The following is a 26,208-nucleotide window of genomic DNA, read 5'->3' as shown; positions in this document are numbered from 1 at the left end:
CGCCTTTGGCGACTTGAATAAAGGCCCCTCAATGACCGCACTCAACGACCTCAATGCCCTGCAAGCCAGCATCGCCGAAGCGGTGCTGGGCCAGGATCAAGTGATCCGGCAGATTCTGCTGGGTCTTCTCGCTAACGGCCATTTGCTCCTGGAAAGCTTGCCCGGGCTGGCCAAGACCCGCACGGTGAAAGCACTGGCCAAACACCTTGACGCGAAGATGAGTCGCATCCAGTTCACCCCTGATCTCCTGCCGTCGGACATCACCGGTGCCGAAGTGCTGCACCAGATCGATGGCAAGAACGAGATCCGGTTCCAGCCCGGTCCACTGTTCGGCAACCTGATTCTGGCCGACGAAATCAACCGCGCACCGGCCAAGGTCCAGGCAGCCCTGCTGGAAGCGATGGAAGAACGGCAAATCACCGTGGCCGGCAACAGCCATGGGCTGCCGGAGTTGTTCATTGTGGTCGCCACCCAAAACCCCATCGAACAGGAAGGCACTTACCCGCTTCCGGAAGCGCAGATGGACCGTTTTCTGATGAAGGTGCTGCTCGATTACCCGAGCGCGGAAAACGAGAGCCAAGTACTGCGGCTGCTGCGGGAAGAGGAGTTTGCGACAGGCGCCAAGACCGCGCCGGTGCAGGGTTTCGCGCTGTCGCAGGACGTGATTTTCGCTGCACGCCGGGAAGTCAGCGCCATCCATGTGTCCCCGGCCATCGATCGTTACCTGATCGACCTGATCAACGCCACCCGCCATCCGACGGATTACGACGCGGACCTGGGCCGCTGGATCGCCATCGGCGCCAGCCCGCGCGGCGGCATCGGCCTGGACCGTTGCGCCCGCGCCGATGCCTGGTTGCAGGGGCAGGATTTTGTCTCGCCGGACAACGTGCGCGCCGTGGTGCATCCGGTGCTGCGGCATCGTTTGCAGCTGAGTTATGACGCGGTCGCTGATGGCGTCACGGCCGATCAGGTGCTGGATCGCCTGCTCGATAACGTTGCGATTCCTGCCTGATGTTGAAAATAAAAAGTGTCGACGGTCTGGTCTATGTCTCTCTGGCGCAATTGATGGCGCTGGAATTCAAGGCCCGTGACCTGAGTTTCCTCGCACGCCAGCCGCAAGGCAGCATCCTCGCCGGCAACCACGCCTCGCGGCTGCGGGGGCGCGGTCTGAATTTCGATGAGTTGCGCCGCTATCAACCGGGGGACGACTTGCGTCACCTCGATTGGCGCGCCTCACTGCGCACCGGCAAACCGGTGGTGCGCACGTTCACCGAAGAGCGCGATCGCCCGGCGTTGATCCTCGTGGACCAGCGCATGTCGATGTTTTTCGGCTCGCAACGCAGTTTCAAATCCGCGGTTGCCGCCGAACTCGGCGCACTGGCGGCGTGGATGGTGTTCAACGCGGGCGACCGGGTTGGAGGGTTGGTATTCAACGACTCACGGATCGACGCGATTGCCCCGTTGCGCAGCCGCAAACGGATCGAAGCGCTGTGCAGTCGCATCGTCCAGCAGAATCAGGCATTGAGCGCGGCCAACCCGGACGCCGAGGGCGAGGATCAACTCGATAAAGTCCTGCAACAGTGTCTGGCAGTGGCCGGTCACGATCACCTGATCTGCATCGTCAGCGACTTTGCCGGTGCGGGCGAACGCACCTTGCAACTGATGCGGCAACTGGCGGCGCACAACGATGTGATTGCCATGCAGGTGTACGACCCGCTGGCGTTGAACCTGCCGAAAAATGGTCGTTTGCTGATTACTCAAGGTCAGTTGCAAGTCGAGCTGGCGGTCGAGCAACGCAGTGTTCATCAGCCGCTGGGGGATTTTCTCAGTGGTCGGCTCAAGGACGTCGCCACGCTGCTGCGACGCAGTCAGGTGCCGTTGATGATGTTCAGTACGGCGACCGAGGCGCAGGCACAACTGCGCGCGGAACTGGGAAAGCTCGGCGGGGGGCGGCGATGAATCCCAACGTGCCGAGCATTGAGCAACTCAAGGAAATGGCCCTGCCGGCGCCCGTCAGTTATGCGCCGCAGACGTGGGGCTGGTGGGTGTTGCTGGCGGTGTTGATGGGCGCCGTGTTGCTGGTGGGTGCGCGGCGGTATTGGCAGTGGCGGCGGGATCGGTATCGGCGCGAGGCGCTGGTGCGGTTGGCTGAACTGCAAAGCAGCGATGATCAAATCAGCGCCCTGCGCGAACTCCCCGAACTGCTCAAACGCGTAGCCCTGTCGATGCCAGATCCCGTAGGAGCGAGGCTTGCCCGCGAACCAGGCCCCACGGTATCCCAGACAAACCGTGTAATCGTTCTTCGCGGGCAAGCCTCGCTCCTACAAGGTCCTGCGGCGTTAGGTAATGAGCGTTGGCAGGCATTTCTGGCGCAGCACAGTGCGCAGCCGTTGCCGGCGGATTTCAGCCGGCAATTGGCGTTGCTGGCCTATGCGCCGGATGCAACATTGCTGGCGTTGCCCAATGATCAGCGTCAGCAGCTGTTCGACACCTGCAAACACTGGGTGGAGTCGCACCATGTGGCAGCTTGATTACCCCTGGCTGTTACTGCTCCTGCCGTTGCCCTGGTTGGGTTACCGCTACCTGCCCGATTACCGCGAAGCCCGCAGCGCCGTGCGGGTGCCGTTTTTTGGCGCCATGAGCCGCGCGGTCGGACAGGCGCCAAGCGCCGCCGGCACACGCAACAATCGCTGGCAATTGCTCCTGAACCTGCTGGTCTGGGCGCTGTTGCTGCTCGCGGCCGCACGCCCGGTGTTGGTGGAAAAACCCATCGAACGCCAGCAACCGGTGCGCGATCTGATGCTGGCCATCGACATCTCCCAGTCAATGGAAACCACTGATTTCACCGATGCCAACGGGCAGAAGATCAATCGTCTGGCGGCGGTCAAGGACGTGGTCCACGGTTTTATCGACAAGCGTAAAGAAGATCGCCTGGGCTTGATCGTGTTCGGCAGCGGCGCGTATCCGCAGGCGCCGCTGACACTCGATCACGCCAGCCTGTCACTGTTGCTGGACGACACCGGCATCGGCATGGCCGGACCAAACACCGCCATCGGCGATGCGATTGGCCTGAGCCTGAAGTTGCTGGATCAGGCCCACGAACAGGAAAAAGTCCTGATCCTGCTCACCGACGGCAACGACACCAGCAGCGCCATCACCCCGGATCACGCGGCGTCGATGGCCGCCGCCAAGGGTGTGGTGATTCACACCATCGGCATTGGCGAACCGAGCGCCGAAGGCGAAGCCAAGGTCAACCTGCAAGGCTTGCAGCAGATCGCCGACGCCACGGGTGGCAAGTTCTTCCGCGCCGAAGACCGCACCGCGCTGGATCAGGTCTACAGCACCCTCGACACGCTGACCCCGCACCAGGTGAAAACCCTCAGCCACCAACCGAAAAAGGATCTGTTCTGGTGGCCGCTCGGCGCCGCTATCGGTTTGCTCGCGCTCTACCACCTCGGCGCCCTGCTGCGTCCGCACCTGACCCTCGCGCGTCAGCGGCAGGAGGCTTGAGATGGAGATCAACCTCAGCGACTTGCACTTCCTCCGTCCGCTGTGGCTCTTGCTCGTGCCGTTGGGTGCCTTGCTGCCGTGGCTCTGGAGGCGCAGCCGGGATGTGCAGCGGCGTTTGCGCAGCAACATTGCCGAGCACTTGCTGCCGCACTTGCTGATGACCCCGCAGGACCAACAGCGCTTGCGGCCGGTGCATCTGGTATGCGCGCTGTTGATGTTGGGCGCCCTCGCCGCTGCCGGGCCGACCTGGGAGCAGGACCGGCCGGACTTTCTGGAAAATCGTGCGCCGCTGATCATTGCCATCGACCTCTCGCCCTCGATGGACGCCAGCGACATGCCGCCCAGTCGCCTGGAAGCGGTCAAACACAAACTGCACGACCTGATCCAGCGCCGCGCCGGTGCTCGCAACGCGCTGATCGCCTACGCCGGCAGCGCACATCTGGTGCTGCCGCCAACCGACGATCCGGCGTTGCTCGATACGTTTATCCAGGCATTGAGCAGTGACCTGATCGGCAAACCTGGGAAGGATGTCGGCGCGGTGATCGACGAGGCCAAACGCCTGTTGGCGGCGGAGAAAACGCCGGGCACGTTGTTGCTGATCACCGACGGCGCCGACACCTCGCAACTCGCCGGCCTGGGCAAGCAACTGAACGACAGCACGCTGCAAGTGTTGATCCTCGCGGTCGGGCGCGAGGATGGCGGGATCATTCGCGACGCCAATGGCCAGCCGCGCACCGACAGCAACGGCCGCCCGGCCCTTGGCAGTTTCGACCAGGCCGCGCTCAAGCAGTTGGCATCAGCCATGGCGGCGCCGCTGGGCAGCCTGACGCTCAATGACAACGATCTGGACTGGATCGAACTGCACGCCCGTCAACATTTCCAGGCGGCCAGTGACGAGCAGCGTGAGTTGCATTGGAAAGACGCCGGATACTGGCTGTGCTGGCCGCTGTTGCTGATCGCGTTTTTCTGCGTGCGCAAAGGCTGGAGCCTGAACTGGACGGCCGGTTTGCTGCTGGCGCTGGGCATCGGTTTTCAGCACACCAATGCCCAGGCCAACGCTTTGACCGATGCATTTTTCACCCCCGACCAGCAAGGTCGCTGGGCCTTCGAACATGAGCATTTCCCGCAGGCTGCCGCCCTGTTTGTAGATCCGTACTGGAAAGGCATCGCGGCCTATAACGCGGCGGATTTTGACCTCGCGCTGGCGAGTTTTGCGCGACTGGAAACACCCCAGGCGTATTTCTACCTGGGCAATATTTACGTGCGCCGTTTCAAGTTTGATCAGGCCATCGCGGCCTACACCCAGGCGCTGAAGCTGCAACCACAGTTCCCGGAGGCCACGGCCAATCTGGCGTTGGCCATCGCCCTGGAGAAAGACACCGAGAGCGCCGAACAGAACGCGCCTGAGGTCAAACCCGACGAAATCAAGATGGACAAGGCGCCGGGCAAGGGACAAAGCAAAGCCGTGGAGACCGAGCAGGCGACGTCGGACGCGTTGTGGTTGCAGAACCTGACGACATCGCCAGCGAAATTCCTCAAGCAGAAGTTCAGCTTGCAGGATCAGGTGGGGGGCAAGCCATGAATCGAGTCATGGCCATCGCGAGCAGGCTCGCTCCCACAGGGGAGTTGAGGCGATCACAAAAAATTGATTTCAATCCAATCAACTGTGGGAGCGAGCCTGCTCGCGATGGCGTCCGCTCACTCACCACAAAACTTGCCGCCTTGCTCTGCTGCCTGATCACCACATCCGCCCTCGCCACCGAACCCGAACTGCGCATCCAGACCCGCCTGCAACCCGCAGACCCGGTCATGGTCGGCGGCCTCCTGGAACTGCAACTCGACGTCCTCACCGACAGTTGGTTCACCGACGCCCCCGCCCTGCCCGACCTGAAACTGCCCGGCGCGCTGGTGCTGCCGCCCGACGGCCATGCCGAGCACATCAACCAGACGCTGGACGGTAAGGCGTTCAACGGCATGCGCTACAGCTACCGGATCAGCCCGAATCTGGCCCGGAGTTTCGACATTCCGGCGCTGACCGTGCAGGCCACGCCGGGCCAGGCCAGCGCCCCGTTAAGTGCGCAAAGCAAGCCGCTGCATTTCACCGCCAAGCAACCACCTGGATTCAAATCCGGCGAACCGGTACTGGTGGCGCAAGGGCTGCGTTTCACGCAAAAAGTCATCGACTCGGCAACGCCTTTGAAGGTCGGCGACAGCCTGACCCGGCAACTGACCTTACAGGCCGACAACGCCATGGCCATGTCGCTGCCTGCGCCGTCACTGGGCGATGTCAGCGGCCTGAGCCGTTACCCGAAGAACCCGCAAATCAGCAGCCTGGACGACGGCCGGGGCAACTTCACCGGCGGCCAACGCATCGACACCGTGACTTACCGTATCGACAGCGAAGGCCATCACAGCCTGCCCGCAATCGAGCTGAAATGGTGGGACGCCAGCAGCCAGCAAACCCGCACCGCGCAAGTGCCGGCAGTGAGCTTCGAGGCCATCGCCAACAGCGCTTACACGCCAGTGTTCTCGATTGCCGAAGACCTGAAACTAATGGGCGAACACAGTCGCGTGCGTTTTTCCAGGCACTGGCTGGTTGTCTTGCTGCTGCCGGCAGTGCTGCTCCTGGGCTGGTTGGCAAGGCCTTTCATGCATCGCGTTTACCTTTCCGTGCGCGACCGACGCCGTGCCCGACACGCCGCGTGGCTGCAATCTGCCGACTACGCCTGGCGGCAGATTCCACGGCAAATCAACGCCCGACCGGCGCAACTCAGCGCCCTGTACCTGTGGCTCAAACGCAGTCGCGGGGGCCTGAAATTGAGCGTCCTCGGCCCGCGCCTACAGGACCTGTTACGCGCCTGTTACAGCCGTCAATCGACCGAAGATCAGGCGCTGCGCCAACTCGGGCAATCCTTGTCTACGCTGCATAGTCAGGCGCGAGGCAGCAACGTCCGGACCGTTCCCGCACTGCGGCCGCTCAACCCCGTCCACGAGAAGGAATTCCCATGACGAACGCGACATCAAGCCACCATCGTTTCGGGCTGACGCTGCTCTTCACGCTGATCCTGCCGCTGCTGGCGCACGCTAACGAACCATTGCCGTCGTGGAATGACGGCCCGGCGAAAAAGCACATCATCGAGTTCGTCCAGACGGTCACCGACCAATCCAGCAGGGACTTCGTCAAGCCCGCTGACCGCATCGCCGTGTTCGACAACGACGGCACCTTGTGGAGCGAGCAGCCGATGTACTTCGAATTGCTGTTTGCCCTGGAAGAGGTCAAGCGCACCGCGCCGCAGCACCCGGAATGGAAAACCACCCAGCCCTTCAAGGCCGTCCTGGAAAACGATCACCAGGCACTCGCCGCCGCCGGCATGGACGGCATCATGAAGATCTTCGGTGCGACCCACACCGGCATGACCACCGAAGCCTTCGACGACTATGCCAAGACCTGGCTGAGCCAGGCCCGGCATCCGAAGACCGGCAAGCCGTACACCGAGATGATCTTCCAGCCGATGCTGGAAATGCTCGACTACCTGCGCGGCCAGGATTTCAAGACCTACATCGTCTCCGGTGGCGACACCGGGTTCATGCGCGCCTTCGCCGAGAAGGTCTATGGCATCCCGCCCGAGCAAGTGATCGGCACCACCTTCGTCACGGCGTTCCAGTTCAAGGACGGCAAAGCCTCGATCGTGCGCACGCCCAAACTGGCCCACAACGACGACGGTCCGGGCAAACCGGAAAGCATCGACGCGGTGATCGGCAAGCGGCCAATCCTGGCGTTCGGCAATTCCGACGGCGACCTGCAAATGTTGCAGTGGACTGCCGCCGGCCCCGGCAAACGATTCATGGGGTTGGTGCACCACACCGACGCCAAACGCGAATGGGCCTATGACCGCAAGTCCGATATCGGGCGCCTGGACAAAGCCCTGGACGAAGCAAAAACCCGTGGCTGGACTATCGTCGACATGGCGTCCGAATGGCGCCGGATCTATCCGTTCGAGGCGGCCGCCACTCCCGAGCAAGTGCAATAAAAAGCGTGACGCAGGACTGCAATAAACGTTTGTCGCACCACGCGACACTAGCGCAAAAGGAGCAAGTCAGATGACTCGCATACGCAAGTGGCTACCGAAACTCGCCCTGGTGGCGGCCTCGGTGATGGCGATTTCGGCGACTGCCGGGGCCGCCGAAAAACCCAATATCCTGGTGATCTTCGGCGATGACATCGGCCAGACCAACATCAGTGCCTACTCCATGGGCGTGGTCGGGTACAAGACTCCGAACATCGACCGGATTGCCAAGGAAGGCATGCTGTTCACCGACTATTACGCGGAGAACAGCTGCACGGCCGGACGCTCATCGTTCATCACCGGCCAGACGCCGTTGCGTACCGGCCTGTCGAAAGTCGGCATTCCAGGTGCGCCGGTCGGCATTCAGAAACGCGACATCACCATCGCTCAGGCACTCAAATCGCAAGGCTACGCGACAGGCCAGTTCGGCAAAAATCACTTGGGCGACCGGGATGAATACCTGCCAACGAACCACGGCTTTGACGAATTTTTTGGCAACCTGTACCACCTCAATGCCGAAGAAGAGCCGCAACGACCGTATTGGCCCAAAGATGACCCCGAGTGGGTCAAGGCCAACTCTCCACGCGGCGTGATCCACAGCTTTGCCGATGGCAAGATCGAGGACACCGGCGCCTTGACGACCAAGCGCATGGAAACCATCGACGACGAAACCACCGCCGCTGCGCAAGCGTTCATCGAGAAACAGGCCAAGGCCGATAAGCCGTTCTTCGTCTGGATGAACACCACGCGCATGCACGCCTTCACTCATGTGCGTGAATCGATGGCGGGCCAGAGCGGCATGCCAGGCAACGAGTACGCCGACGGCATGCTCGAGCACGACGGCGATGTCGGCAAACTGCTCAAGACCCTCGATGACCTGAAAATCACCGACAACACCATCGTGGTCTACACCACCGACAACGGCCCGAATCAATGGTCCTGGCCGGACGCGGCGACCACGCCGTTCCGTAACGAGAAGAACTCCAACTGGGAAGGTGCCTACCGCGTTCCGGCCATGGTGCGTTGGCCGGGCAAGATCAAACCGGGCGAGGTTTCCAACGAACTTTTCTCGGGCCTCGACTGGTTCCCGACCCTGCTGGCGGCTGCTGGCGACGACGGGGTCAAGGACAAGCTGCTCAAGGGCTGGGCGCCGGCTTCAGGCGGCACCAGTTTCAAGGTGCATCTGGACGGGTACAACCAACTACCGTACCTGACCGGCCAATCGCCTAAGAGTGAGCGCACGCAGTTCTTCTACTTCAACGATGACGGCGTGCTCGTGTCCATGCGCTCCGGCAACTGGAAAGCGGTGTTCTGCGAACAACGCAAACCAGGTGGTTTCGAAGTCTGGGCTGAACCGTTCGTGTGCCTGCGCGTACCGAAAATCTTCAACCTGCGCATGGATCCGTATGAACGTGCCGACGTGGTTTCCGACCAGTATTACGACTGGACGGCCAAGAACGCGTACCTCGTATCGCTAGCGTCCACCCAGGCCGCGAGATTCCTGGAAACCTTCGTCGAGTATCCGCCTAGCCAGAAACCGGCGAGCTTCAGCATCGATCAGATCCGCGCGGATGTGGATCGGCGGATTGAAGAAAAAGCCAAGAAATAACGTTTGACCGCCGCTCGCCCTGACCGGGCGAGCGGCCCTATTCCATGGTGCAAACACAAACCCTGTAGGAGCCGGCTTGCTGGCGATGGCGTTTTTTCAGGCGACACTTTTATCGACTGGACGGCCGCTATCGCCGGCAAGCCGGCTCCTACAATGGTTTTGTGTTTAATTCGAAATTTGTACAAGGCAATAGCCCTATGTCCTCACGTGTCGCCAGCAAGTCGTCGGCCATTCCTGTTCCTCATGCCGCCTCCCCCGCGCTGCTGATCCCGGCCCTGTTGCTGTTCGTCTCCGGTGCCGCGGCGCTGGTGTATCAGGTGCTGTGGATCAAGCAACTGTCGCTGGTGGTCGGCGTCGAGGTCTATGCAATCACCACCGGTATCAGCGCTTTTTTTGCCGGGCTGGCCTTGGGTGGATGGCTGTTCGGACGCTGGGCGGATCGATTGCAGCAGCCCGTTCTGCTGTATGCAGGACTGGAAGTGGTGGTGGCCGTGCTGGGTGTCGGCGCGACCTTTGCCATGAGCCTCGCGGCCAGCCCGTTTGCCTGGCTGGAACAACACATCGGTCTGGCCGCATGGGTATTGCCGTTTGCGTTGGTGGGTATTCCGGCGCTGTTGATGGGCGGCACCTTGCCGGTGCTGGTGCGCTCGCTGGCCACTGACCCGCTAAATCTGGGCAAGGCTGGCGGCCAGCTTTACGCGGCGAACACCGCCGGGGCCATCGCCGGCACCTTGCTTGCCGCGTTCGTGCTGATTGCCACCCTCGGCGTGCGCGGCAGTGCCCTGGCCGCCGCGATGCTGAACCTGCTGGCCGCCGCCGGCGCCTTGTGGTTTCAGCGTCACCGTTCACTGCCGGCCGTTGCGCCGGCGAAACACACGTCGAGCAAAGCGCCCGACCGACTGGCCTTATGGCTGTACTCGATTGCCGGCGGCGTGGCCCTCGGTTATGAGTTGGTCTGGTCGCAATCGATCGTGCAGTTCATGAGCACCCGCACCTACGCCTTTGCCGTGGTGCTGGCGACGTACCTCACCGGGCTGTTTCTCGGCAGTGTGCTGCTGGCCCGTCGGGTGGAGCGCATTCGTGATCCCTGGGGAGTATTCGGTTTGCTGATCGCCGGCGCCGGGCTGGTCGCGTTGCTGGAAATCGCCCTGCTCGGTCGCTGGTTGGTGGTCGCGCAAAGCCTCGCCGAAGCCTGGGTGTTGTCGCTGGGTGCGAGTGAGTTGCCGGGCATGAGCGCGCGGTTTGCGGTGGCGGCGTTAAGCATCGTGTTTGTGCCGACGCTGTTGTTGGGCGCGGCGTTTCCCCTGGCCCTGCGCCTGAGCGTTGGCCGCGAGCGGATCGGCCAGGATGTCGGCGCTGTCGTGGCGTTCAATACGCTGGGCGGGATTGTCGGGGTGATGCTCTGCGGGTTTGTGCTGATTCCGTGGCTGGGCCTGGTACGCACATTGGGGCTGTTGGCCATCGTCGCCGCCGGGATCGGGTACTTCGCGGTGCGCAAGGGTCACGGGGTCAAGAAAGGTCGGCGCCAAGCGGTGGTGGCTATCGGCTTGTTGTCGGTGGCGGTGGCGGTATTTACCCCGGTGAACAAACTCGCCAGCCTGCTCCCCGGTGCTCGCAACGCCACGCTGGCCTTCTATGAAGAAGGCCGCGGCGGGACCGTGGCGGTGGTCACCCAGGGCAAGGGGCAGAAAGCCTTCCAGCGCTTGTACATTCAAGGCGTGTCCAACACCGGCGACGCCATGCCGTCCCTGCGTTACATGCGCATTCAGGCGCTGCTGCCGCTGCTGATCCACAACGGCGAACCGCGCTCGGCGCTGGTGATCGGCTTTGGCACCGGCATCACCGCGGGCGCATTGACCCGTTATCCGGGGCTGGAACACCGGGTGGTGGCCGAGTTGCTGCCTTCGGTGGTCAAGGCTGCGCCGCTGTTCAAAGGCAACTTCAATGCCGCCGCCGATCCCGGCGTTGACGTACGCCTGCGCGACGGGCGCCAGGAGCTGCTGCGCAACCCGCAGCGCTATGACTTGATCACCCTTGAACCGCCACCGCCCTCCGCGGCCGGCGTGGTCAATCTTTACTCCAGGGACTTCTACCAACTGGCTGCCAGTCGCCTTGAGAAACAGGGGCTGGTCGCGCAGTGGCTGCCGCTGCCCACGCAGAACATCGACGATTCACGCGCCCTGGTGCGCAGCTTTCTCGATGTTTTCCCGTACGCCAACGTGTGGACCAGCGAGTTCCACGAAATGCTGCTGGTGGGTTCGATGGAGCCGATTGCGCTGGATGCGGCGAAAATCAGCGAGCGTTTCCAGCAGGACAGCGTGCGCAGCACGTTACAGGACGTGGGCATCGGTTCCGCCAACGCCTTGCTCGCCACGTGGGTCACCGATCGCACAGGGCTGGAGCGTTTCGCCGCCGATGCCCCGCCGGTGACCGACGACCAGCCGCGTATCGAATATGCGCCGTGGGTGCGGGCCAAAGAGATCAGTCGGGTGCTCCCCGCCCTGCTGGACTTGCACGTCGCGCCACCGTTAGTGAATGCCGATGCGGGATTCATCGAGCGGATGAATGCGCACCAGCAGCGCTTGATGCAGTTCTATCGGGCGAGCCTGCATGCCTATGACGGCGACCGTGATGCGTGGGCCAGGGATATTCGCGAGGTGATGCGCGGGGATGGGGGGAATCCGTATTACCGGTGGTTTGTCGGGGAGTGATGCGGCGTGTGTGAGTCCGCCATCGCGAGCAGGCTCGCTCCCACATGGATTGTGTGTCGATCACAAATCCAATGTGGGAGCGAGCCTGCTCGCGATGAGGCCCTCAGCCCCGATACATTATTTGGATTTGAGCTTCAGATACGACTGATGCATATCCGCAGCCCAGCCATCGATCACGCCTTTCACGTCATCGGCCTTCATCACCTGCGATTCGTTTTCCAGCGGTTTGCCGGTGCCCTTGCGCACGACCTGGGCCACAACTTTATTGCTGCCGCCGTCCAGGAACACCGCTTCGGTGGCCAGGTCGGTCTGTTGATCACGAATACCGCTGGCCGTACTCACCGCCGCTGCCACCAGCGCAATCGGGATCACTTCATAAGGCTTCAGCCCTTCGGTCTTGCTGCTCACGGCAGTGATCGCGGCGCGCACCACAATCACACCCGGGCCAGGGCCTGAGGCCAGCGGCAGGGATTTGCCGATTTCGCGTTTGAGCGCCTGATCGTAATAACTGGTGATTCCGTTCAGGGTGGTCTGAGGGATTTTTGCCGTCGGCTGAGGCTTGGGATACAGCTGGGTCGGCTCGATGTACACGCTTTGGAATTTCTTGATGTCAACTTTCGGATCGATCCAGCGCATCACTACGGCACCCGAAGGTGACTTGGCTTCCTGGAGTTGGCTGTAATTTTTGAGGAAGCCTGAATACTCGTCTGGCTCGACCTTTTTGCTGGCGCAGCCAACTACGCCGATCGAGGCAATACACAATGTACTCATCATCAATGCAAGCTTCATGCGGTAACTCCTGTAGGGCGGTCGACTACGGTTTGGAAACGGTTTAACAGGTATAGCTAATGCAGCGCGTTTTGTTGTGCAGAATCACAACATTCATCTATCGCCGCGCAGAGGATCACACCTGTCATTTGACAGACGCCCGGCATCCGTCAAAGCTGCATCGAGCTAGAACGCGCGCCTGACGGCAAACGCACCCGGACTATGGAAGTCGCAATGCCGAAACATAAAAATAAAGCAGCCGCCCCAAACCCTGATTCGTCACCGACTTCGTTTTCTCGTTATCTGTTTCCCGTTCTCATCAGCGTGCTGCTCCTGGCGATCGCGGGCATTGGCTGGTTTCTGTTCAGCAGCCAACCGGCCCCGGTGACCTATGCGCCGCCGCTCAGTACACCGGTCATTGCTCCTGAAAAACCCGTGGTCGCCGCGCCGGCGAAGATGGTCGATGAGCAACAGTGCCAGGCTTGCCACAGCGAACAAGTGAAGGACTGGCAAGGCTCGCATCACCAATTGGCGATGCAGGAAGCCAGCGCCGGGACGATGCTCGGCGACTTCAACAACGTTACCTTCAAGGCCGAAAACGAGACGACCCGGTTTTCGCGCAAGAACGACGAATTCTGGGTCAACACACCGGGCATTGATGGCAACAACGCTGACTTCAAGGTCGCCTACACCTTTGGCATCGCGCCGTTGCAGCAGTATTTGATTGAAGTCGGTGACGGTCGGTTGCAGGCGTTGGGCGTCGCCTGGGATACCGAGAAACACCGCTGGTTTCACCTCTATCCGGGCCAGGGTGTGAATTTCAAGAACCCGTTGCACTGGAGCAAGCCGAGCCAGAACGCCAATTTCATGTGCGTCGAGTGCCATACCACCGGCTACAAACGCAACTTCGACGCGGCTAAAAACACCTTTGACAGTCAGTGGAACAGCCTTGGCGTGGGTTGTCAGGCGTGCCACGGCCCGGCGTCCAGCCACCTGGAATGGACCGCGAAAAAGACTGATCTGATCCACGCCGGTTTCGCCGTCGACCTCAAAGACAAGGACGCGACCGTCGAGATCGAAACCTGCGCCCGCTGCCACTCACGGCGCGCGCCGCTGGGCGATGGCTTCACCGTTGGCAAGCGGCTGATGGATGACTATCTGCCCAGCCCCCTGACCCGCGAGTTGTATGCGCTGGATGGCAAGATCAAGGACGAAGTGTTCGAACACGGCTCCTTCGCCCAGAGCAAAATGTTCGACAAGGGCGTGCGCTGCAGCAACTGCCACAACCCCCACAGCAACGAACTCAAGGCACCGGGCAACGGCGTCTGCCTGCAATGCCACAACAGCGCCGGCAAAACCTCGGTGGCCGGTGTCGAGGGCAAGGGCTTGCAGGCGAAAAACTACGATTCTGTCGAGCACACCCGCCACGTCATGGGGCAACCGGGTTCGCAGTGCGTGGATTGCCACATGCCCGGCAAGTTCTACATGGGCAATGACTTTCGGCATGACCACAGCTTCAGCATTCCCAACCCTGAGCGGGCGAAAAAACTCGGCACGCCGGACGCCTGCCTGACCTGCCATCAGGGCAAGGCCGGTGACAAAATCACTGAACAATTCAAGCTCTGGAACACCGCAGCCACCGCCCCCCAGGCGCCGCGTTACGACGAAAGCCTGTGGCTGATTCGCAACGGTCAGCCCGGCGCGGCGCAAGCCTTGTACGAACAGCTGCAACGCAGCAACCTGCCGGCGATCCAGCGCGCAACGCTGCTGGCCGAGTTGCCGCTGTACCCCAGCGAACAGGCGTTGAAACTGGCGACTCAGGACTTGCGCAACCCGGCACCGCAAGTGCGTGAAAGCGCCGTTCGGGCGATCAGCGCGTTCCTCCCGCCGCCGGAGCGCGCACCACTGCTGACACCGTTACTGGGTGACCCGGTCAAAGCGGTACGCATCGCTGCCGCCCGGGATCTGCTCAGCGTCGCCCGCGACGGTTTGGGCAGCGCTCAGGCGAACTGGAACGCCGCCATCGCCGAGTATGAGGCTGTGCAAAAGAGCCTGGCCGAACGTGCAGAAGCCAACCTCAACCTCGCCATGCTGTATCAGGCCAGCGGTCGCAGCGCTGAAGTTGAAGCGCTGCTGCGCACGGCGCTCCAGCGCGATCCGGACTTTTACCCGGCGCTGGTGACGCTGGTGCAGTGGCTCGAAGCCAGTGGGCGTAGTCAGGAGGCACAGGCCCTGCTGGAACAGGGCATCAAGGAGCATCCGGACGCCGCTTTGCTGCTGCATACCCAAGGGTTGTCGCTGATACGAGCGGGCAAAACGGCCCAGGCCATGCCAGTGCTGCGCAAAGCCGCCGGGCTGGAACCCCAGAGCGCGCAGTTCGGCTACGTGCTGGCGGTGGCGCTGCATGACAGCGGCAAGGTCGATGAGGCCTGCGAGGAACTGGAACGGTTGTTGAAGGTACAACCGGCGAACCGCAATGCGCGGTTATCGTTGATCCAGTACTACCTGGAAAACGGACAGGAGCCCAAGGCCCAGGTGCTGTTGCAGGGCTGGAAGAAGATGAACATGGGGGATCCGGCGTTGAAGTGATCCGAGGGTTGATTCGAGGGCCCCTTCGCGGGCAAGCCTCGCTCCTACAAGGATTACGCAATACCTGTAGGAGCGAGGCTTGCCCGCGAAAGCGTCGCCACGGTCTTAACCTTGCGTCACCACGAAGAACCACTCTTCAACGCCAACTCCCGCCGACTGTTCGCCCGCATCGCCTTGATCAACGACACCGTGCCCACCAACAGAATCGCGGCGCCGAACAGGAAGTCGATGTTGTACAACTGGAAGTCCTCCAGCGGTCCCACCAACAGCACGCGGATCGCGCCGATACTCACCAGTGTCGCGAGAAAATCGATGCCCGGTTCGTCACGATAAAACACGTGCATCAGCGGCAGGCAGATCACCAGCAACAACAGCAGCACAATCACCTTGAACGAGCCTTTGCGCTCGACACTGAAGGCGCACTCATTGGCCGCGTAGGGCTTGTAATCGTCCTCGCGAACCAATGAATTTTTCTCGTTGATGTACTCGACCCGGTTGTACTTTTGAATCGGTGTGAAGGTATTGGACATCTCCATGAGGGTGGTGATGCGTTTGAACTTCAGGTCGATCCGTTCATTGCCCTTGAGGATGTACAGCACCGGTTTGTAGCCGTAGCGCCAGGTGTCGAACGGAAACGCCGCCGCCCGACCCTGCACACCGATGGGCCGGGATTCAAGCTCGGCGTAGGCGCTTTTGTCGAGCGAAGAGAGGTTGCGACTCAGCGGTTTGATCCTGACCTGCTCAAGGAAGATCGGCGTGACGCCGTAGGACCATTGAAGAGGTTCCAGGCGCAGGCGCAACTCGTTGCGGCCGAGGTCATACCGATCGAAAGTGCGCTCGGAGACGATGACCGCGCCCGAGAGCATGAAATCGCCCCGTACGTTGTTGGTGATGCGCAGGGTCAGGTGATCCTTGCCCAGCGCCGCCGCATCGCTGGCTGGTGGCGTACCGCACCAGGCGGAACTGTCGGCTGACGCCCCGAGTTGCCCGTCACGGTTCTCCTGGAACAGGTACACATAACTGCCCCACAGGGCCGCCATCAGCAACACTGCGACCAGCCCTAAAACTTTCTTGCCCGCGCTCAAACCAGACTCCTTTCTTTGACCCGCTTCCTTATGAGGCGCGGACTCTATCAAAACGAGGTCCCCGGCCAAAGCAAAAACTCGTGTGGTTTTCAGCGGCGCCGAAACAACGGTCGAGGCTCGATCACCGAGCGGCCATACAACACGCTCATGCCGGCGAGGCCCTTGAGCGCGTCCTCGGCGGACTTGTCCTCGCGCACCGCAAAGCTGTCGAACCCGCATTGGCGCATGTGGCTGAGTTGATCGCGCAGGACATCGCCGACCGCGCGCAGTTCGCCGGTCCAGCCCAATCGGGTGCGCAGCAAATACGCCTGGCTGTAACCACGACCGTCGCGAAAACTCGGGAAGTCCAGCGCAATCAGCGGCAGTTGGTCGAACCACGGTTTGAGGCTTTCCACCTCATCGTCCGGCCCCAGCCACACGCCCTGCTGCCCGGGTTCCTCCAGCCAGCAGGCCAGCGGCACTATCACCGGACCTGAAGGTAATCCGGTGGCTGGATCCCTGACCAGGGTCCACGGATCGGCGCTATCGATCCGCGCCACACCGGCCTCCAGTCGTAGCAGATTGTTCATGCCGACACCTCCAGCAACTTCGGATAGACCGCCTCTTTGAACGGCTCCAGACCAAGGCGCTGCAACGTGTCGACGAACAGTTCCTCACTCTCGCGGTAACGCACGAACGTGGCGATGATCCGCTCGATCACCTCGGGCACCTCAGCCGCGCTGAAGGACGGGCCGATGACTTTGCCCAACGCGCTGTTCTTGCCCTGAGCGCCGCCGAGGGTGATCTGGTACCACTCGCTGCCGTTCTTGTCGACGCCAAGAATGCCGATATTGCCGATGTGGTGATGACCGCAGGCGTTCATGCAACCGGAAATGTTGAGGCTGATGTCGCCCAGATCGTGCAGATAATCCAGGTCGTCAAAACGCGCCTGAATGCCTTGCGCAATGGGGATCGACTTGGCGTTGGCCAACGCACAGAAGTCGCCGCCGGGGCACGCGATGATGTCGGTCAGCAAACCGACATTGGCACTGCCCAACCCGTGCTCGCAGGCCACACGCCAGAGCGCGAACAGGTCCGACTTCGGTACGTCCGGCAGGACGATGTTCTGTTCATGGGCAATTCGGATTTCGCCGAAACCGAATTGCTCGGACCACGCGGCCACGGCATCCATTTGTTCGCCGGTGACATCTCCCGGCGGCGAAGCACTGCCCGGTTTGGTCGACAGCACCACACTGGCGTAGCCCGGCACCTTGTGCGGCTGGACGTTGCGCGAGACCCAGCGGGCGAATGCACTGTTTTCGGCCAGGCGGGTGCCGAACTCCAGGTCGGTACTGGACAGCGAACGGTAATCCGGCGGCACGAAGGCACTGGCGACACGCGCATATTCATCGCCGGTCAACTGCGCCGGACCGTCTTTGAGATGCTGCCACTCCTCCTCCACTTCCCTGGCGAAAGCGTCGATCCCGAGTGCCTTGACCAGAATCTTGATCCGCGCCTTGTACTTGTTGTCCCGCCGACCGTGGCGGTTGTAGACCCGCAGCACCGCTTCGACATACGACAGCAAATGCTGCCACGGCAAGCCTTCGCGAATCTGCAGGCCAAGAATCGGCGTGCGTCCCAAACCACCGCCAACGATCACCCGCAGGAGCATTTGTCCGTCGGCGCCGGGGTAAAGATAAAGACCGATGTCGTGCATCATGATCGCCGCGCGGTCCTGTACGGCCGAGCAGATGGCGATCTTGAATTTGCGTGGCAGGAACAGGAACTCCGGGTTGATCGTCGACCATTGGCGCAGGATTTCCGCCAGCGGTCGCGGGTCGATCAACTCGTCCGCCGCAACTCCGGCGAAGGCTTCGGTGGTGATGTTGCGCACGCAGTTGCCGGACGTCTGGATCGCGTGCATTTCTACCTGGGCCAGGCGTTCGAGGATTTCCGGCACCTGGGCCAGTTCGATCCAGTTGAACTGCATGTTCTGGCGGGTGGTGAAGTGGCCGTAGCCACGGTCGTAATCCCGGGCGATGCTCGCCAGCGTACGCATCTGTTGCGCACTGAGCGTGCCGTAGGGAATGGCCACGCGCAGCATGTACGCGTGTTTTTGCATGTACAGGCCGTTCTGCAAGCGCAACGGCAGGAATTCCTCTTCGCTCAACTCGCCTGCCGTAAAGCGTTCGACCTGATCACGAAACTGCGCAACCCGCTCGAAGACCAGCGCCCGGTCATAGTCGTCGTACTGATACATGTGGCTACCTCATCAGGATGGGACGGGCTCTGTGGCTCGTTTTCGATGAGGCGACTATGAGGGGCACCGGAAAAACATTACAGATTCAGGAGACTTCAAAAAAACCATATCAGTTTTATGGATCACTACAGAGGTTGTTTCGACATCTCATCAACGATGGGTGCGTAAATCCTTTTGAAGCGCCAATCGTACGAATCACCGGCCTTGTTGGTGCCACACTCCCAACTGCACGACCACGTCATCAAGCCTCTGATCCCGTTGCCGTCTTTTACCAGTCGCTTGAGTGCATTTTTCACAAAAGCGGGATCAACTACATACCCGTTGGCGGCGGCATCGATACTGCTGGGCAAGCCGATAACGAATTTGTCGGCAGGGATTTTGGTGAACCCATAAGTACCTGTTACCAATGCGGTGGTCAGGTAGTAGAGGAACTCTTCCTTGCGCACGCCATCGTTTTGCGCCAGCCAGGGTGGATTAAGGCCTGGCACATAAAGCCCATCACCGTTCTGGTTGTAGTATTGCGGGGCAATGAAGTCGTAATGGTCCTTCAGCGCAGTCAGATACGGTATGTATTTCCCGTCCGCAAGCAATTCGATAAATTCGCCTTCGGCCTGCCCTCGAACGTTCCTGCCGCTTTGTGTCAAGTGCGGGAACTCTGGCGCCATGCTGATGATGAAGTGTTTACCCTCTTTCCCGTAGTGTTCCCTGACCAGTTTAAGCGCCGCCGGAATCACCTTATTGTTATCGGCAAAGTCGATAGCAGTCTGCTCCAGATCGATGTCCAACCCATCAAAACCATAGACTTCCGCCAATCGGATAATTTCAGCGGCAAACGCCTGTTCCTGACCATTACGCAGCTCAATGTGGGCATCGGCGCCCCCCAGTGAAATCAGCACCGCGCGACCTTGCTTGTTGAGTACGCCGACCTGACGCCGAAACTCCGCATCGGTTTGATTGTATGGCTTGAATGTCGGGATACCGGCCCCCTTCATGAACGCGACGGCCACAACGTTGTATTCGACGGGGATGTCTTCCAGTTGCACTTCCCCCGTCAATCCGCCTTGATACCCGGCACTCGGCCCCCAGTTATGCCAAAAACCCATGAATATCTTTTTACCGCGAACATCGGGCATCACAGACGCGTCATCGGCAGGCGCCTTGGGGCCTGTATAAGTGAAAGTTGTCATTGGTTCACCCTTGAGTTCAGAACATCCTGTATGAAAGTGCCCTCCTGATCGCCATGACCGGCAGGGCTGACTTGCCTTGAACGCAACCACTGGAACTCACCACTACCCAATGCGTCAGCGGGTTTATTAAACCGCTGGATTCAATCCGCCGATACTGTCAACTCTGACAGGTACGGCGCCTTTATCTGATCCGTATTAATTGCGCTTTCCTGAATCTGTTTTGTTTTCGATGAGGTTTCTACAGTTCACGGCATGCCAGTCCGGGTGGCCTGGCAAGACTTTGCAACCGTGGAAGCATTGACCATGAGCACAGCAACAATCGGACAGGCCTATAACTACAAGGTCGTCCGCCAATTCGTCGTGGCGACCATTTTCTGGGGCGTCGTGGGGATGGCGATGGGGGTGTGGATCGCCTCGCAACTGGTGTGGCCCGAGATGAACCTCGACCTGCCTTGGACCTCGTTCGGGCGTTTGCGTCCGCTGCACACCAGCCTGGTGATTTTCGGCTTTGCCGGCAGCGCGCAGTTCGCCGCCAGTTATTACGCAGTGCAGCGTACCTGCCAGGTGCGGCTGTACTCGGACACCCTCGCCGCCTTCACCTTCTGGGGTTGGCAATCGGTCATCGTGGTGATGCTGATCACCCTTCCGCTGGGCTACACCACTACCAAGGAATACGCCGAGATCGAGTTCTCCGGCGCGGTGTGGATGACCGTGGTCTGGGTGGCGTACGCCATCGTATTTTTCACGACGGTGGTGCAACGCAAGACCCATCACATTTACGTCGGCAACTGGTTTTTCGGCGCGTTCATCGTGGTGATCGCCATGCTGCACGTGGTCAATCACCTGTCGATTCCGGTGGACTGGTTCAAGTCCTACCCGGTGTATTCCGGCGCCACCGACGCCATGGTGCAGTGGTGGTACGGGCACAACGCGGTGGGGTTTTTCCTGACGACCGGGTTCCTCGGGATGATGTATTACTTCGTGCCGAAACAGGTCGGGCGGCCGGTGTACTCCTATCGCTTGTCCATCGTGCATTTCTGGGCGTTGATCACCCTGTACATCTGGGCCGGCCCGCACCATTTGCACTACACCGCGTTGCCGGACTGGGCGCAGTCGTTGGGCATGGCCATGTCGTTGATCCTGCTGGCGCCGAGCTGGGGCGGGATGATCAACGGCATGATGACGCTCTCGGGCGCCTGGCATAAATTGCGCACCGATCCGATTTTGCGTTTTCTGGTGCTGTCGCTGGCCTTCTACGGCATGTCGACCTTCGAGGGGCCGATGATGGCGATCAAAACCGTGAACGCCCTCTCCCACTACACCGACTGGACCATCGGCCACGTGCACGCCGGCGCCCTCGGTTGGGTGGCGATGATCACCTTCGGCGCGGTCTACCACATGATTCCGAAAGTCTTCGGCCGCGAGCAGATGTACAGCACGCCGCTGATCAACCTGCATTTCTGGCTGGCGACCATCGGCACTGTGCTGTACATCGCCTCGATGTGGGTCAACGGCATCACCCAGGGCCTGATGTGGCGCGCGATCAACGACGACGGCACGCTGACCTATTCCTTCGTCGAAGCCTTGCAGGCCAGTCATCCCGGATTTGTAGTGCGGTTTGCCGGCGGTGTGTTCTTCCTCAGCGGCATGCTGTTGATGGCGTACAACGCCTGGCGCACCGTGCGGGTTTCCGACGTGGCGATGGCTGAACGTGATGCACGGATTGCCTGAGGCGAGGAGCTGAGATGTTCGAGATCGTGTTGAATATCGTGGGTGTTGCGGGGCTTTGGCTGGCGGTCGAGTACTGCCTGAAGCAGCAGACGGCAGAAAGTCTGGAGGAAGCGAGCCTGATCCCGTTTGCCGATGACCCGGAGGTGGCACGACGGGTGGAGTTGGCGACGGGGAAAGTGGTGAAGGCGGTTGCGCCGGAAGTGGCAAAACCGGGATGGGTGAATCTGGATATGTGATTCGAAGCTGATGACCCCATCGCTGGCAAGCCAGCTCCTACAAGTGCGACGCATCCCCTGTAGGAGCTGGCTTGCCAGCGATGGCGGTCTCGGATCAGCCGCGATCTCTAGGGATCAGATTCTGCAACTGCTGCGCCAGAAAATTCGCGTCGAAGGCAAAGGTGTCCGGGTCCTTCAAACCATTGGTCTTGCGCCATTGCCAGTTGTTGGACGGCGGCAGGCACACCAGCGAAATGCTGCCATACCGCGCGGCGGTCAAACCCATCACCGCCAGGGAAATCTGCCCACCGGTACCCATCACATCCGGCACGAACTCCACGGGTTTGCCGGCGATCACGATGCCCAGTTTCTCGGTCTTGAACGTTGACGTCTCGACCGGAACACTCGGCCCCGAAGCGACATACGCCTCACGGCTGACTTCCAGCAGGTTCGGCGCCCGGACCGGTTCCAGCCATTGCTGGATCTGATCAAACAGCTCGCCAATGCGCGTCGCCCACACGGCCGATTGCGACTCGAATAGTTGTTTTTTGTGCGCTTCGCTGTCTGCGTAGTGGCGAAGCATCTCGCCCAGTTGTTGTACGTCGTCCATTGCGGTGTTCCTTTGTTGAAACAGTGCTGCGGACTTTGAGCATGGCAGATGCACGCGGCGGGCGTACGACTAAAAGCGTGAGCGGTATTGGCTGGGGGTCATGGCGAGGAATTTGCGGAAGGCGCTGCCCATGTGCGACTGGTGGGCGAAACCGGCATCAAGGGCGATGTCAGCCAGGCTCAGCCGGGTGTGCTCGATCATCCGCCGTGCCGCCTGAAGTCGTACTTCAACGAGGTAAGCGTGCGGTGTCAGGCCGATGGCCCGGGTAAAGTCGCGCAGAAAGCGCAGCTCGTTCTGGCCGTAGGCCGCCGCCAGTTGTTGCAGCGTGAGGGGCAGATGGAATTGTTCTGCGATCAGGTCCAGCACTTGGGCGAGTGCGGCTGGCGCGGGCCGATGAGCCATTTCGACCTGCGGTTGCGCCAACCCCACAAATCCCAGGGCACATTGCTCCAGTGCCAGTAGGTCGGGTTTTGGCGCCAGCAACAAACGCCGCACTTCGCGCGCCAGGCTCAGCGCCTGTCGATTGCCGCAAGACTGTACGCGATGGCCAATGGCGGGCAATTGCTCATCGGCAAATGATTCGTCCAGCTGCATCAGCAAGTATTCGCCACCGCTGGACGATTCGGAAAACACTTCGACGCCCACCGGGGTATACGCCAGAACACCGGGCAACGTATCGAAATCCACCCGCCGATCCGAGTCAATCGCGTGCACACCCTGCTGGCGCTCCAGCGTCACCCCAAGGGTTCGCGACTGCGCCGGATCGCGGGCGCTGTATGCGGCACGGGGCAGAAGTTGCAAGCTGACTTTAGCGCCCGGCAGCCTTTGGCTCAGCATGTGAAATTTCCTGATAGAAAGCCGTGAAGCGCCACAGGATACTCCCAGACAAAGGGTTGCCATCAACAGGAGCACGCCATGCGCACCATCGGCCTTATCGGCGGCATGAGCTGGGAGTCCAGCGCCGAGTATTACCGCCTCATCAACCAACAGGTACGCGACCGGCTCGGGCCGTTGCGTTCGGCGAAACTGCTAATGTACAGCGTCGACTTCGGGCCTGTCGAACAGGCCCAGCATGCCGGTCGCTGGGATGATGCGGCGCTGATTCTGGTGGATGCCGCGCGGCGGCTGGAGGCTGGCGGCGCCGATTGCGTGGTGCTGTGCACCAACACCATGCACAAGGTCGCCGGGCAGATTCAGGCGGCGATCAACATTCCGTTCCTGCACATCGCCGACCCGGCCGGACAGGCGGCGGTGGATGCCGGTGCGCTGAACGTCGGGTTGCTGGGGACTGCGTTCACCATGGAACAGGACTTTCTCAAGGAACGCCTGACGTCGATGGGGTTGACCGTACTGGTGCCGGACGCCGGGGAGCGTCAAGCCGTGCACCGGATCATCTACGACGAGTTGTGCGTCGGGGTGATCAGTGAGGTGTCACGCCGGATTTATCAGCAGGTGATCGAATCCCTGAGCCAGCGCGGCGCCCAGGTCATCATCCTCGGCTGCACCGAAATCGGCCTGCTGATCAAACCCGAACACAGCACCCTGCCCCTGCTCGACACCACCGAATTGCATGCGCAGGCGGCGGTGACGTTCGCACTGGGCGAGTGAATCAACCGGCCTTGGGCGTGCGGCGCAGACGCGCCATGCTCAAGGTGTCCACCAACACTCCGTCACGCACGGCGTAGTCCCGAAACAAGCCTTCGGTTTCAAAACCAAACTTGCGGTACAAACCGATGGCTGCTTCGTTGTCGGCGTACACCGACAGCTCGACCCGTTGCAGATTCATCCAGTTGTCGGAGATGTCCAGCGCGGTGGCCAGCAGCTTCGAGCCAACACCCTTGCCCTGCCACGCCTCAGAGACACCCATGCCGAAATTGGCAGCATGACTGCGGCGGATGCGCGAAAACTGCTCAAGACCGATGTTGCCGATCACCCTCCCCTGACTCAGCGCCACCAGTTGCACATGCCGTTCGTTGCCCGGATCCAGGCGTTTGCGCCAGACCTCGATGGACTGAAACGGCATTTGCAGCACTTGCCGGGTAATCGCTGGCTCGTTGTAAAGCGCGGTGATGCCTTCGAGGTGGGATTCGTTGAAGCGTTCAAGCGTAATGACAGCGTCAGTGACGGGCATGGGTGATTCATCCTTGATACAGACATGGCCGCTCACTCTACAACGCAATCTTCCAGCATGGCGAATACCAAATGTAGGAGTGAGCCTGCTCGCGATAGGGCCATAACATTCAACATCGATGTTGACTGTCCGGACGCTATCGCGAGCAGGCTCGCTCCTACAGTTGGTATTGGTCAGGCTTCGAACCACTCCCGGCGCTCATTGAAGGTGTTTTGAACCAGTTCGACGATCATCTGCACCTGCGCCTCATCCTGCGACTGCGCATTGACCGCCATCCACACCTGGCGCTGCATCGGCGGGCCAAACAACCCCGGCAGAGCGATCAGACCACGGTCGAAATGGCTCATGTAACCAGGCAGCAAACCGATACAGGCGCTGCAACGGATCATCTCCAGCATCAGCTCATAGGCATGCAACTGCACCACCCCGGCGAGGCGCTGATCCACCAGCGCATTCCACGGCACAAAGCTCTCGACCTGACGATGAGGCTGCCATTGCACCAGCAGGAAATCAGCGAGGTCATCGAGGTTGTCCGGGCGTGACGCAGTGCGTGAATAACGCTTGGCAATGTGCGGCAGGTAGTCGAGCCGCGCCAGACGTCGCGGCTCGCCGACGGCAAAACTCGGGCCCGGCAGCGGTGAATCGGTGCCCGCCAGCCACACCACCACATCGGCGCTGACGGCGCGCAGGGCCAGCTCGCTGTCGAGGGAGATGATCTCCAGACGCACACTGGCGTTGCGGCGCAGCAAGGCCACCAGGTCGCGACCGAGGATGTCATGCAGGATCGATTCGGCGACGGCCAAACGCACCAAGGGCTGTTCGATCACCGGCAAGTCGCGTTCATGGGCCAAGGCAATCAACTGCGCCTGAAGTTGCAAGCCTTCACGACTGAGGGCGACCCCATTGTCGCCATGGCTGAACAGCGAGCACTGCAGGTGCGCTTCGAGTTGCGCCAACTGCTTGCGCAGCAACGTCGCCTTGATGTTGAGACTGCGCGACGCCTGCATGAAACAACCGCAGCGGGCACTGACCATGAACGCTTGCGCCAGTTGCGGGTCAAGCGCGGCGGCCTGCGCATGTATGGATGACGAGGTGTTTACCGGCGAGCGGTATTCGGCAGGGCTCTGGCGCCCGGCGGTTTCCATGAATGACATCAATGACTCCCTGTCGATCTGTCCTTTAAAAACCTCATCCTGCGCAACGTTCATGAACCTGATGTGACAGCGTCATCACGCGCTGGGGGACTGGCGGAAACTCACCGCCAGGCGATTCCAGCTGTTGATGGTGGTGACGGCGATGGTCAGGTCGACCATTTCGCTCTCGCTGAACTGTTCCCGGGCCTGGGCGTAGACGTCGTCCGGCACATGGCTTTGCGAGAGCAAGGTGACCGCTTCGGTCCAGGCCAGCGCCGCGCGCTCGCGTGGGTTGAAAAAGCCGCTGTCGCGCCAGACCACAATCGAATACAGACGCCGGTCGGTCTCGCCGAGGCGTCGCGCGTCCACCGAGTGCATGTCGGTGCAGAAGGCGCAGCCGTTGAGCTGCGAGGCGCGGATCTTGATCAGGTGCAGCAGCGCCGGCTCGATGCTCAGGTTGCTGGTCAGCGCCTCCATGGCGATCATCGCTTTCATCGCTTTGGGCGACGCGCTGTAGTAATCCAGACGGGAAGTCATGGCGTGCCTCGTGGATTGATAGATGTTTTCACGGTAAGCGCTGATGCGCCGGCGTTACAGATCCAATTGCGCGAAATACCGGTGGA

General features: G+C 60.9%; 23 protein-coding genes. 13 read left to right on the top strand and 10 right to left on the bottom strand.

Translation table 11 applies throughout. The features are described 5' to 3' along the window. The first annotated feature begins 31 nt into the window (after positions 1-31). From J4E42_RS00255 to J4E42_RS00215, 9 genes are all read left to right on the top strand, one after another. Positions 32-1,012 (top strand): MoxR family ATPase, encoded by a 981-nt coding sequence (locus J4E42_RS00255; protein ID WP_008036331.1) that lies wholly within the window; start codon positions 32-34, stop codon positions 1,010-1,012. Beyond that, positions 1,012-1,959, top strand: a complete 948-nt coding sequence (locus J4E42_RS00250; protein WP_008030187.1) for a DUF58 domain-containing protein — start codon at positions 1,012-1,014, stop codon at positions 1,957-1,959. The genes J4E42_RS00255 and J4E42_RS00250 overlap by 1 nt, the downstream gene beginning before the upstream one ends. After that, entirely contained in the window at positions 1,956-2,531 is a 576-nt protein-coding gene (locus J4E42_RS00245; RefSeq protein WP_207284262.1) for a DUF4381 domain-containing protein, read from the top strand. The genes J4E42_RS00250 and J4E42_RS00245 overlap by 4 nt, the downstream gene beginning before the upstream one ends. Further along, positions 2,518-3,510 carry a VWA domain-containing protein gene (locus J4E42_RS00240; RefSeq protein WP_207284261.1) on the top strand — a complete coding sequence of 331 codons (993 nt, stop codon included), beginning with the start codon at positions 2,518-2,520 and terminating at the stop codon, positions 3,508-3,510. Before J4E42_RS00245 ends, J4E42_RS00240 begins: the two co-directional genes overlap by 14 nt. A 1-nt stretch (position 3,511) precedes the next feature. Then, positions 3,512-5,092: a VWA domain-containing protein gene (locus J4E42_RS00235; RefSeq protein ID WP_207284260.1), complete on the top strand. Its 1,581-nt coding sequence runs from the start codon at positions 3,512-3,514 to the stop codon at positions 5,090-5,092. Next, a complete protein-coding gene (locus J4E42_RS00230; RefSeq protein WP_207284259.1) occupies positions 5,089-6,519 on the top strand; it encodes a BatD family protein in 1,431 nt (476 codons plus the stop codon). Before J4E42_RS00235 ends, J4E42_RS00230 begins: the two co-directional genes overlap by 4 nt. Beyond that, positions 6,516-7,541, top strand: coding sequence for an HAD family phosphatase (locus J4E42_RS00225; protein ID WP_008030176.1), 1,026 nt, complete (start codon positions 6,516-6,518; stop codon positions 7,539-7,541). Before J4E42_RS00230 ends, J4E42_RS00225 begins: the two co-directional genes overlap by 4 nt. 70 nt (positions 7,542-7,611) lie before the next feature. Continuing rightward, positions 7,612-9,186, top strand: coding sequence for an arylsulfatase (locus tag J4E42_RS00220; RefSeq protein WP_207284258.1), 1,575 nt, complete (start codon positions 7,612-7,614; stop codon positions 9,184-9,186). A gap of 197 nt (positions 9,187-9,383) precedes the next feature. Further along, complete coding sequence (locus J4E42_RS00215; protein ID WP_207284257.1) at positions 9,384-11,897, top strand: fused MFS/spermidine synthase; 2,514 nt, start codon at positions 9,384-9,386, stop codon at positions 11,895-11,897. Between the two features lie 117 nt (positions 11,898-12,014). Here J4E42_RS00215 and J4E42_RS00210 read toward each other — a convergent pair whose 3' ends face one another. Then, positions 12,015-12,686: a DUF3313 domain-containing protein gene (locus J4E42_RS00210; RefSeq protein ID WP_008030171.1), complete on the bottom strand. Its 672-nt coding sequence runs from the start codon at positions 12,684-12,686 to the stop codon at positions 12,015-12,017. Between the two features lie 213 nt (positions 12,687-12,899). Here J4E42_RS00210 and J4E42_RS00205 point away from each other — a divergent pair, with 213 nt between their 5' ends. Continuing rightward, positions 12,900-15,254, top strand: coding sequence for a tetratricopeptide repeat protein (locus tag J4E42_RS00205; RefSeq protein WP_207284256.1), 2,355 nt, complete (start codon positions 12,900-12,902; stop codon positions 15,252-15,254). Between the two features lie 116 nt (positions 15,255-15,370). Here the strand turns inward: J4E42_RS00205 and J4E42_RS00200 are convergent, their stop codons facing one another. From J4E42_RS00200 to J4E42_RS00185, 4 genes are all read right to left on the bottom strand, one after another. Then, a complete protein-coding gene (locus J4E42_RS00200) occupies positions 15,371-16,339 on the bottom strand; it encodes a hypothetical protein (RefSeq protein WP_207284255.1) in 969 nt (322 codons plus the stop codon). Positions 16,340-16,428: 89 nt separating this feature from the next. Continuing rightward, the gene (locus J4E42_RS00195) at positions 16,429-16,908 is read right to left on the bottom strand and encodes a DUF934 domain-containing protein (RefSeq protein WP_207284254.1); all 480 of its coding nucleotides are present in this window, start codon (positions 16,906-16,908) and stop codon (positions 16,429-16,431) included. After that, positions 16,905-18,578: a nitrite/sulfite reductase gene (locus tag J4E42_RS00190; RefSeq protein ID WP_207284253.1), complete on the bottom strand. Its 1,674-nt coding sequence runs from the start codon at positions 18,576-18,578 to the stop codon at positions 16,905-16,907. Before J4E42_RS00190 ends, J4E42_RS00195 begins: the two co-directional genes overlap by 4 nt. A gap of 125 nt (positions 18,579-18,703) precedes the next feature. After that, the gene (locus tag J4E42_RS00185; protein ID WP_207284252.1) at positions 18,704-19,765 is read right to left on the bottom strand and encodes a glycosyl hydrolase family 18 protein; all 1,062 of its coding nucleotides are present in this window, start codon (positions 19,763-19,765) and stop codon (positions 18,704-18,706) included. Between the two features lie 303 nt (positions 19,766-20,068). Between J4E42_RS00185 and ccoN the strand changes: the two genes are divergently transcribed. Together ccoN and J4E42_RS00175 are read left to right on the top strand one after the other, a co-directional pair. Beyond that, a complete protein-coding gene (gene ccoN, locus J4E42_RS00180) occupies positions 20,069-21,496 on the top strand; it encodes a cytochrome-c oxidase, cbb3-type subunit I (RefSeq protein WP_207284251.1) in 1,428 nt (475 codons plus the stop codon). Between the two features lie 14 nt (positions 21,497-21,510). After that, positions 21,511-21,732, top strand: coding sequence for a cbb3-type cytochrome c oxidase subunit 3 (locus J4E42_RS00175; protein WP_192416470.1), 222 nt, complete (start codon positions 21,511-21,513; stop codon positions 21,730-21,732). A 94-nt stretch (positions 21,733-21,826) separates the two neighbouring features. Here J4E42_RS00175 and J4E42_RS00170 read toward each other — a convergent pair whose 3' ends face one another. Both J4E42_RS00170 and J4E42_RS00165 read right to left on the bottom strand, forming a co-directional pair. Then, entirely contained in the window at positions 21,827-22,321 is a 495-nt protein-coding gene (locus J4E42_RS00170; RefSeq protein WP_008042914.1) for a hypothetical protein, read from the bottom strand. A gap of 69 nt (positions 22,322-22,390) precedes the next feature. After that, positions 22,391-23,158, bottom strand: a complete 768-nt coding sequence (locus J4E42_RS00165) for a helix-turn-helix domain-containing protein (protein ID WP_207284250.1) — start codon at positions 23,156-23,158, stop codon at positions 22,391-22,393. Between the two features lie 78 nt (positions 23,159-23,236). On the opposite strand from J4E42_RS00165, the gene J4E42_RS00160 reads away from it, so the two are divergent. After that, positions 23,237-23,929 (top strand): aspartate/glutamate racemase family protein, encoded by a 693-nt coding sequence (locus J4E42_RS00160; RefSeq protein WP_207284249.1) that lies wholly within the window; start codon positions 23,237-23,239, stop codon positions 23,927-23,929. A gap of 1 nt (position 23,930) precedes the next feature. On the opposite strand, the gene J4E42_RS00155 is transcribed toward J4E42_RS00160, so the two are convergent. The 3 genes from J4E42_RS00155 to J4E42_RS00145 all read right to left on the bottom strand — a co-directional run bounded on the left by J4E42_RS00155 (position 23,931) and on the right by J4E42_RS00145 (position 26,122). Further along, positions 23,931-24,452: a GNAT family N-acetyltransferase gene (locus J4E42_RS00155; protein WP_207284248.1), complete on the bottom strand. Its 522-nt coding sequence runs from the start codon at positions 24,450-24,452 to the stop codon at positions 23,931-23,933. Positions 24,453-24,625: 173 nt separating this feature from the next. Continuing rightward, a complete protein-coding gene (locus J4E42_RS00150) occupies positions 24,626-25,606 on the bottom strand; it encodes a LysR family transcriptional regulator (protein WP_207284247.1) in 981 nt (326 codons plus the stop codon). 75 nt (positions 25,607-25,681) lie between these two features. Then, the gene (locus J4E42_RS00145) at positions 25,682-26,122 is read right to left on the bottom strand and encodes a carboxymuconolactone decarboxylase family protein (RefSeq protein WP_008030139.1); all 441 of its coding nucleotides are present in this window, start codon (positions 26,120-26,122) and stop codon (positions 25,682-25,684) included. Positions 26,123-26,208: the final 86 nt, after the last annotated feature.

The organism is Pseudomonas sp. FW300-N2A2, assembly GCF_017351735.1.
Lineage (GTDB): Bacteria > Pseudomonadota > Gammaproteobacteria > Pseudomonadales > Pseudomonadaceae > Aquipseudomonas > Aquipseudomonas migulae.
This window is presented reverse-complemented; position numbering and strand designations above follow the sequence as displayed.

Coding starts and splice junctions, on each gene's coding strand:
- J4E42_RS00165 (WP_207284250.1), bottom strand. CDS start 23,158: ATGCTGAGCCAAAGGCTGCCGGGCGCTAAAGTCAGCTTGCAACTTCTG.
- J4E42_RS00225 (WP_008030176.1), top strand. CDS start 6,516: ATGACGAACGCGACATCAAGCCACCATCGTTTCGGGCTGACGCTGCTC.
- J4E42_RS00215 (WP_207284257.1), top strand. CDS start 9,384: ATGTCCTCACGTGTCGCCAGCAAGTCGTCGGCCATTCCTGTTCCTCAT.
- J4E42_RS00190 (WP_207284253.1), bottom strand. CDS start 18,578: ATGTATCAGTACGACGACTATGACCGGGCGCTGGTCTTCGAGCGGGTT.
- J4E42_RS00230 (WP_207284259.1), top strand. CDS start 5,089: ATGAATCGAGTCATGGCCATCGCGAGCAGGCTCGCTCCCACAGGGGAG.
- J4E42_RS00150 (WP_207284247.1), bottom strand. CDS start 25,606: ATGTCATTCATGGAAACCGCCGGGCGCCAGAGCCCTGCCGAATACCGC.
- J4E42_RS00185 (WP_207284252.1), bottom strand. CDS start 19,765: ATGACAACTTTCACTTATACAGGCCCCAAGGCGCCTGCCGATGACGCG.
- ccoN (WP_207284251.1), top strand. CDS start 20,069: ATGAGCACAGCAACAATCGGACAGGCCTATAACTACAAGGTCGTCCGC.
- J4E42_RS00205 (WP_207284256.1), top strand. CDS start 12,900: ATGCCGAAACATAAAAATAAAGCAGCCGCCCCAAACCCTGATTCGTCA.
- J4E42_RS00155 (WP_207284248.1), bottom strand. CDS start 24,452: ATGCCCGTCACTGACGCTGTCATTACGCTTGAACGCTTCAACGAATCC.
- J4E42_RS00245 (WP_207284262.1), top strand. CDS start 1,956: ATGAATCCCAACGTGCCGAGCATTGAGCAACTCAAGGAAATGGCCCTG.
- J4E42_RS00235 (WP_207284260.1), top strand. CDS start 3,512: ATGGAGATCAACCTCAGCGACTTGCACTTCCTCCGTCCGCTGTGGCTC.
- J4E42_RS00170 (WP_008042914.1), bottom strand. CDS start 22,321: ATGGACGACGTACAACAACTGGGCGAGATGCTTCGCCACTACGCAGAC.
- J4E42_RS00175 (WP_192416470.1), top strand. CDS start 21,511: ATGTTCGAGATCGTGTTGAATATCGTGGGTGTTGCGGGGCTTTGGCTG.
- J4E42_RS00240 (WP_207284261.1), top strand. CDS start 2,518: ATGTGGCAGCTTGATTACCCCTGGCTGTTACTGCTCCTGCCGTTGCCC.
- J4E42_RS00210 (WP_008030171.1), bottom strand. CDS start 12,686: ATGAAGCTTGCATTGATGATGAGTACATTGTGTATTGCCTCGATCGGC.
- J4E42_RS00220 (WP_207284258.1), top strand. CDS start 7,612: ATGACTCGCATACGCAAGTGGCTACCGAAACTCGCCCTGGTGGCGGCC.
- J4E42_RS00160 (WP_207284249.1), top strand. CDS start 23,237: ATGCGCACCATCGGCCTTATCGGCGGCATGAGCTGGGAGTCCAGCGCC.
- J4E42_RS00255 (WP_008036331.1), top strand. CDS start 32: ATGACCGCACTCAACGACCTCAATGCCCTGCAAGCCAGCATCGCCGAA.
- J4E42_RS00250 (WP_008030187.1), top strand. CDS start 1,012: ATGTTGAAAATAAAAAGTGTCGACGGTCTGGTCTATGTCTCTCTGGCG.
- J4E42_RS00145 (WP_008030139.1), bottom strand. CDS start 26,122: ATGACTTCCCGTCTGGATTACTACAGCGCGTCGCCCAAAGCGATGAAA.
- J4E42_RS00195 (WP_207284254.1), bottom strand. CDS start 16,908: ATGAACAATCTGCTACGACTGGAGGCCGGTGTGGCGCGGATCGATAGC.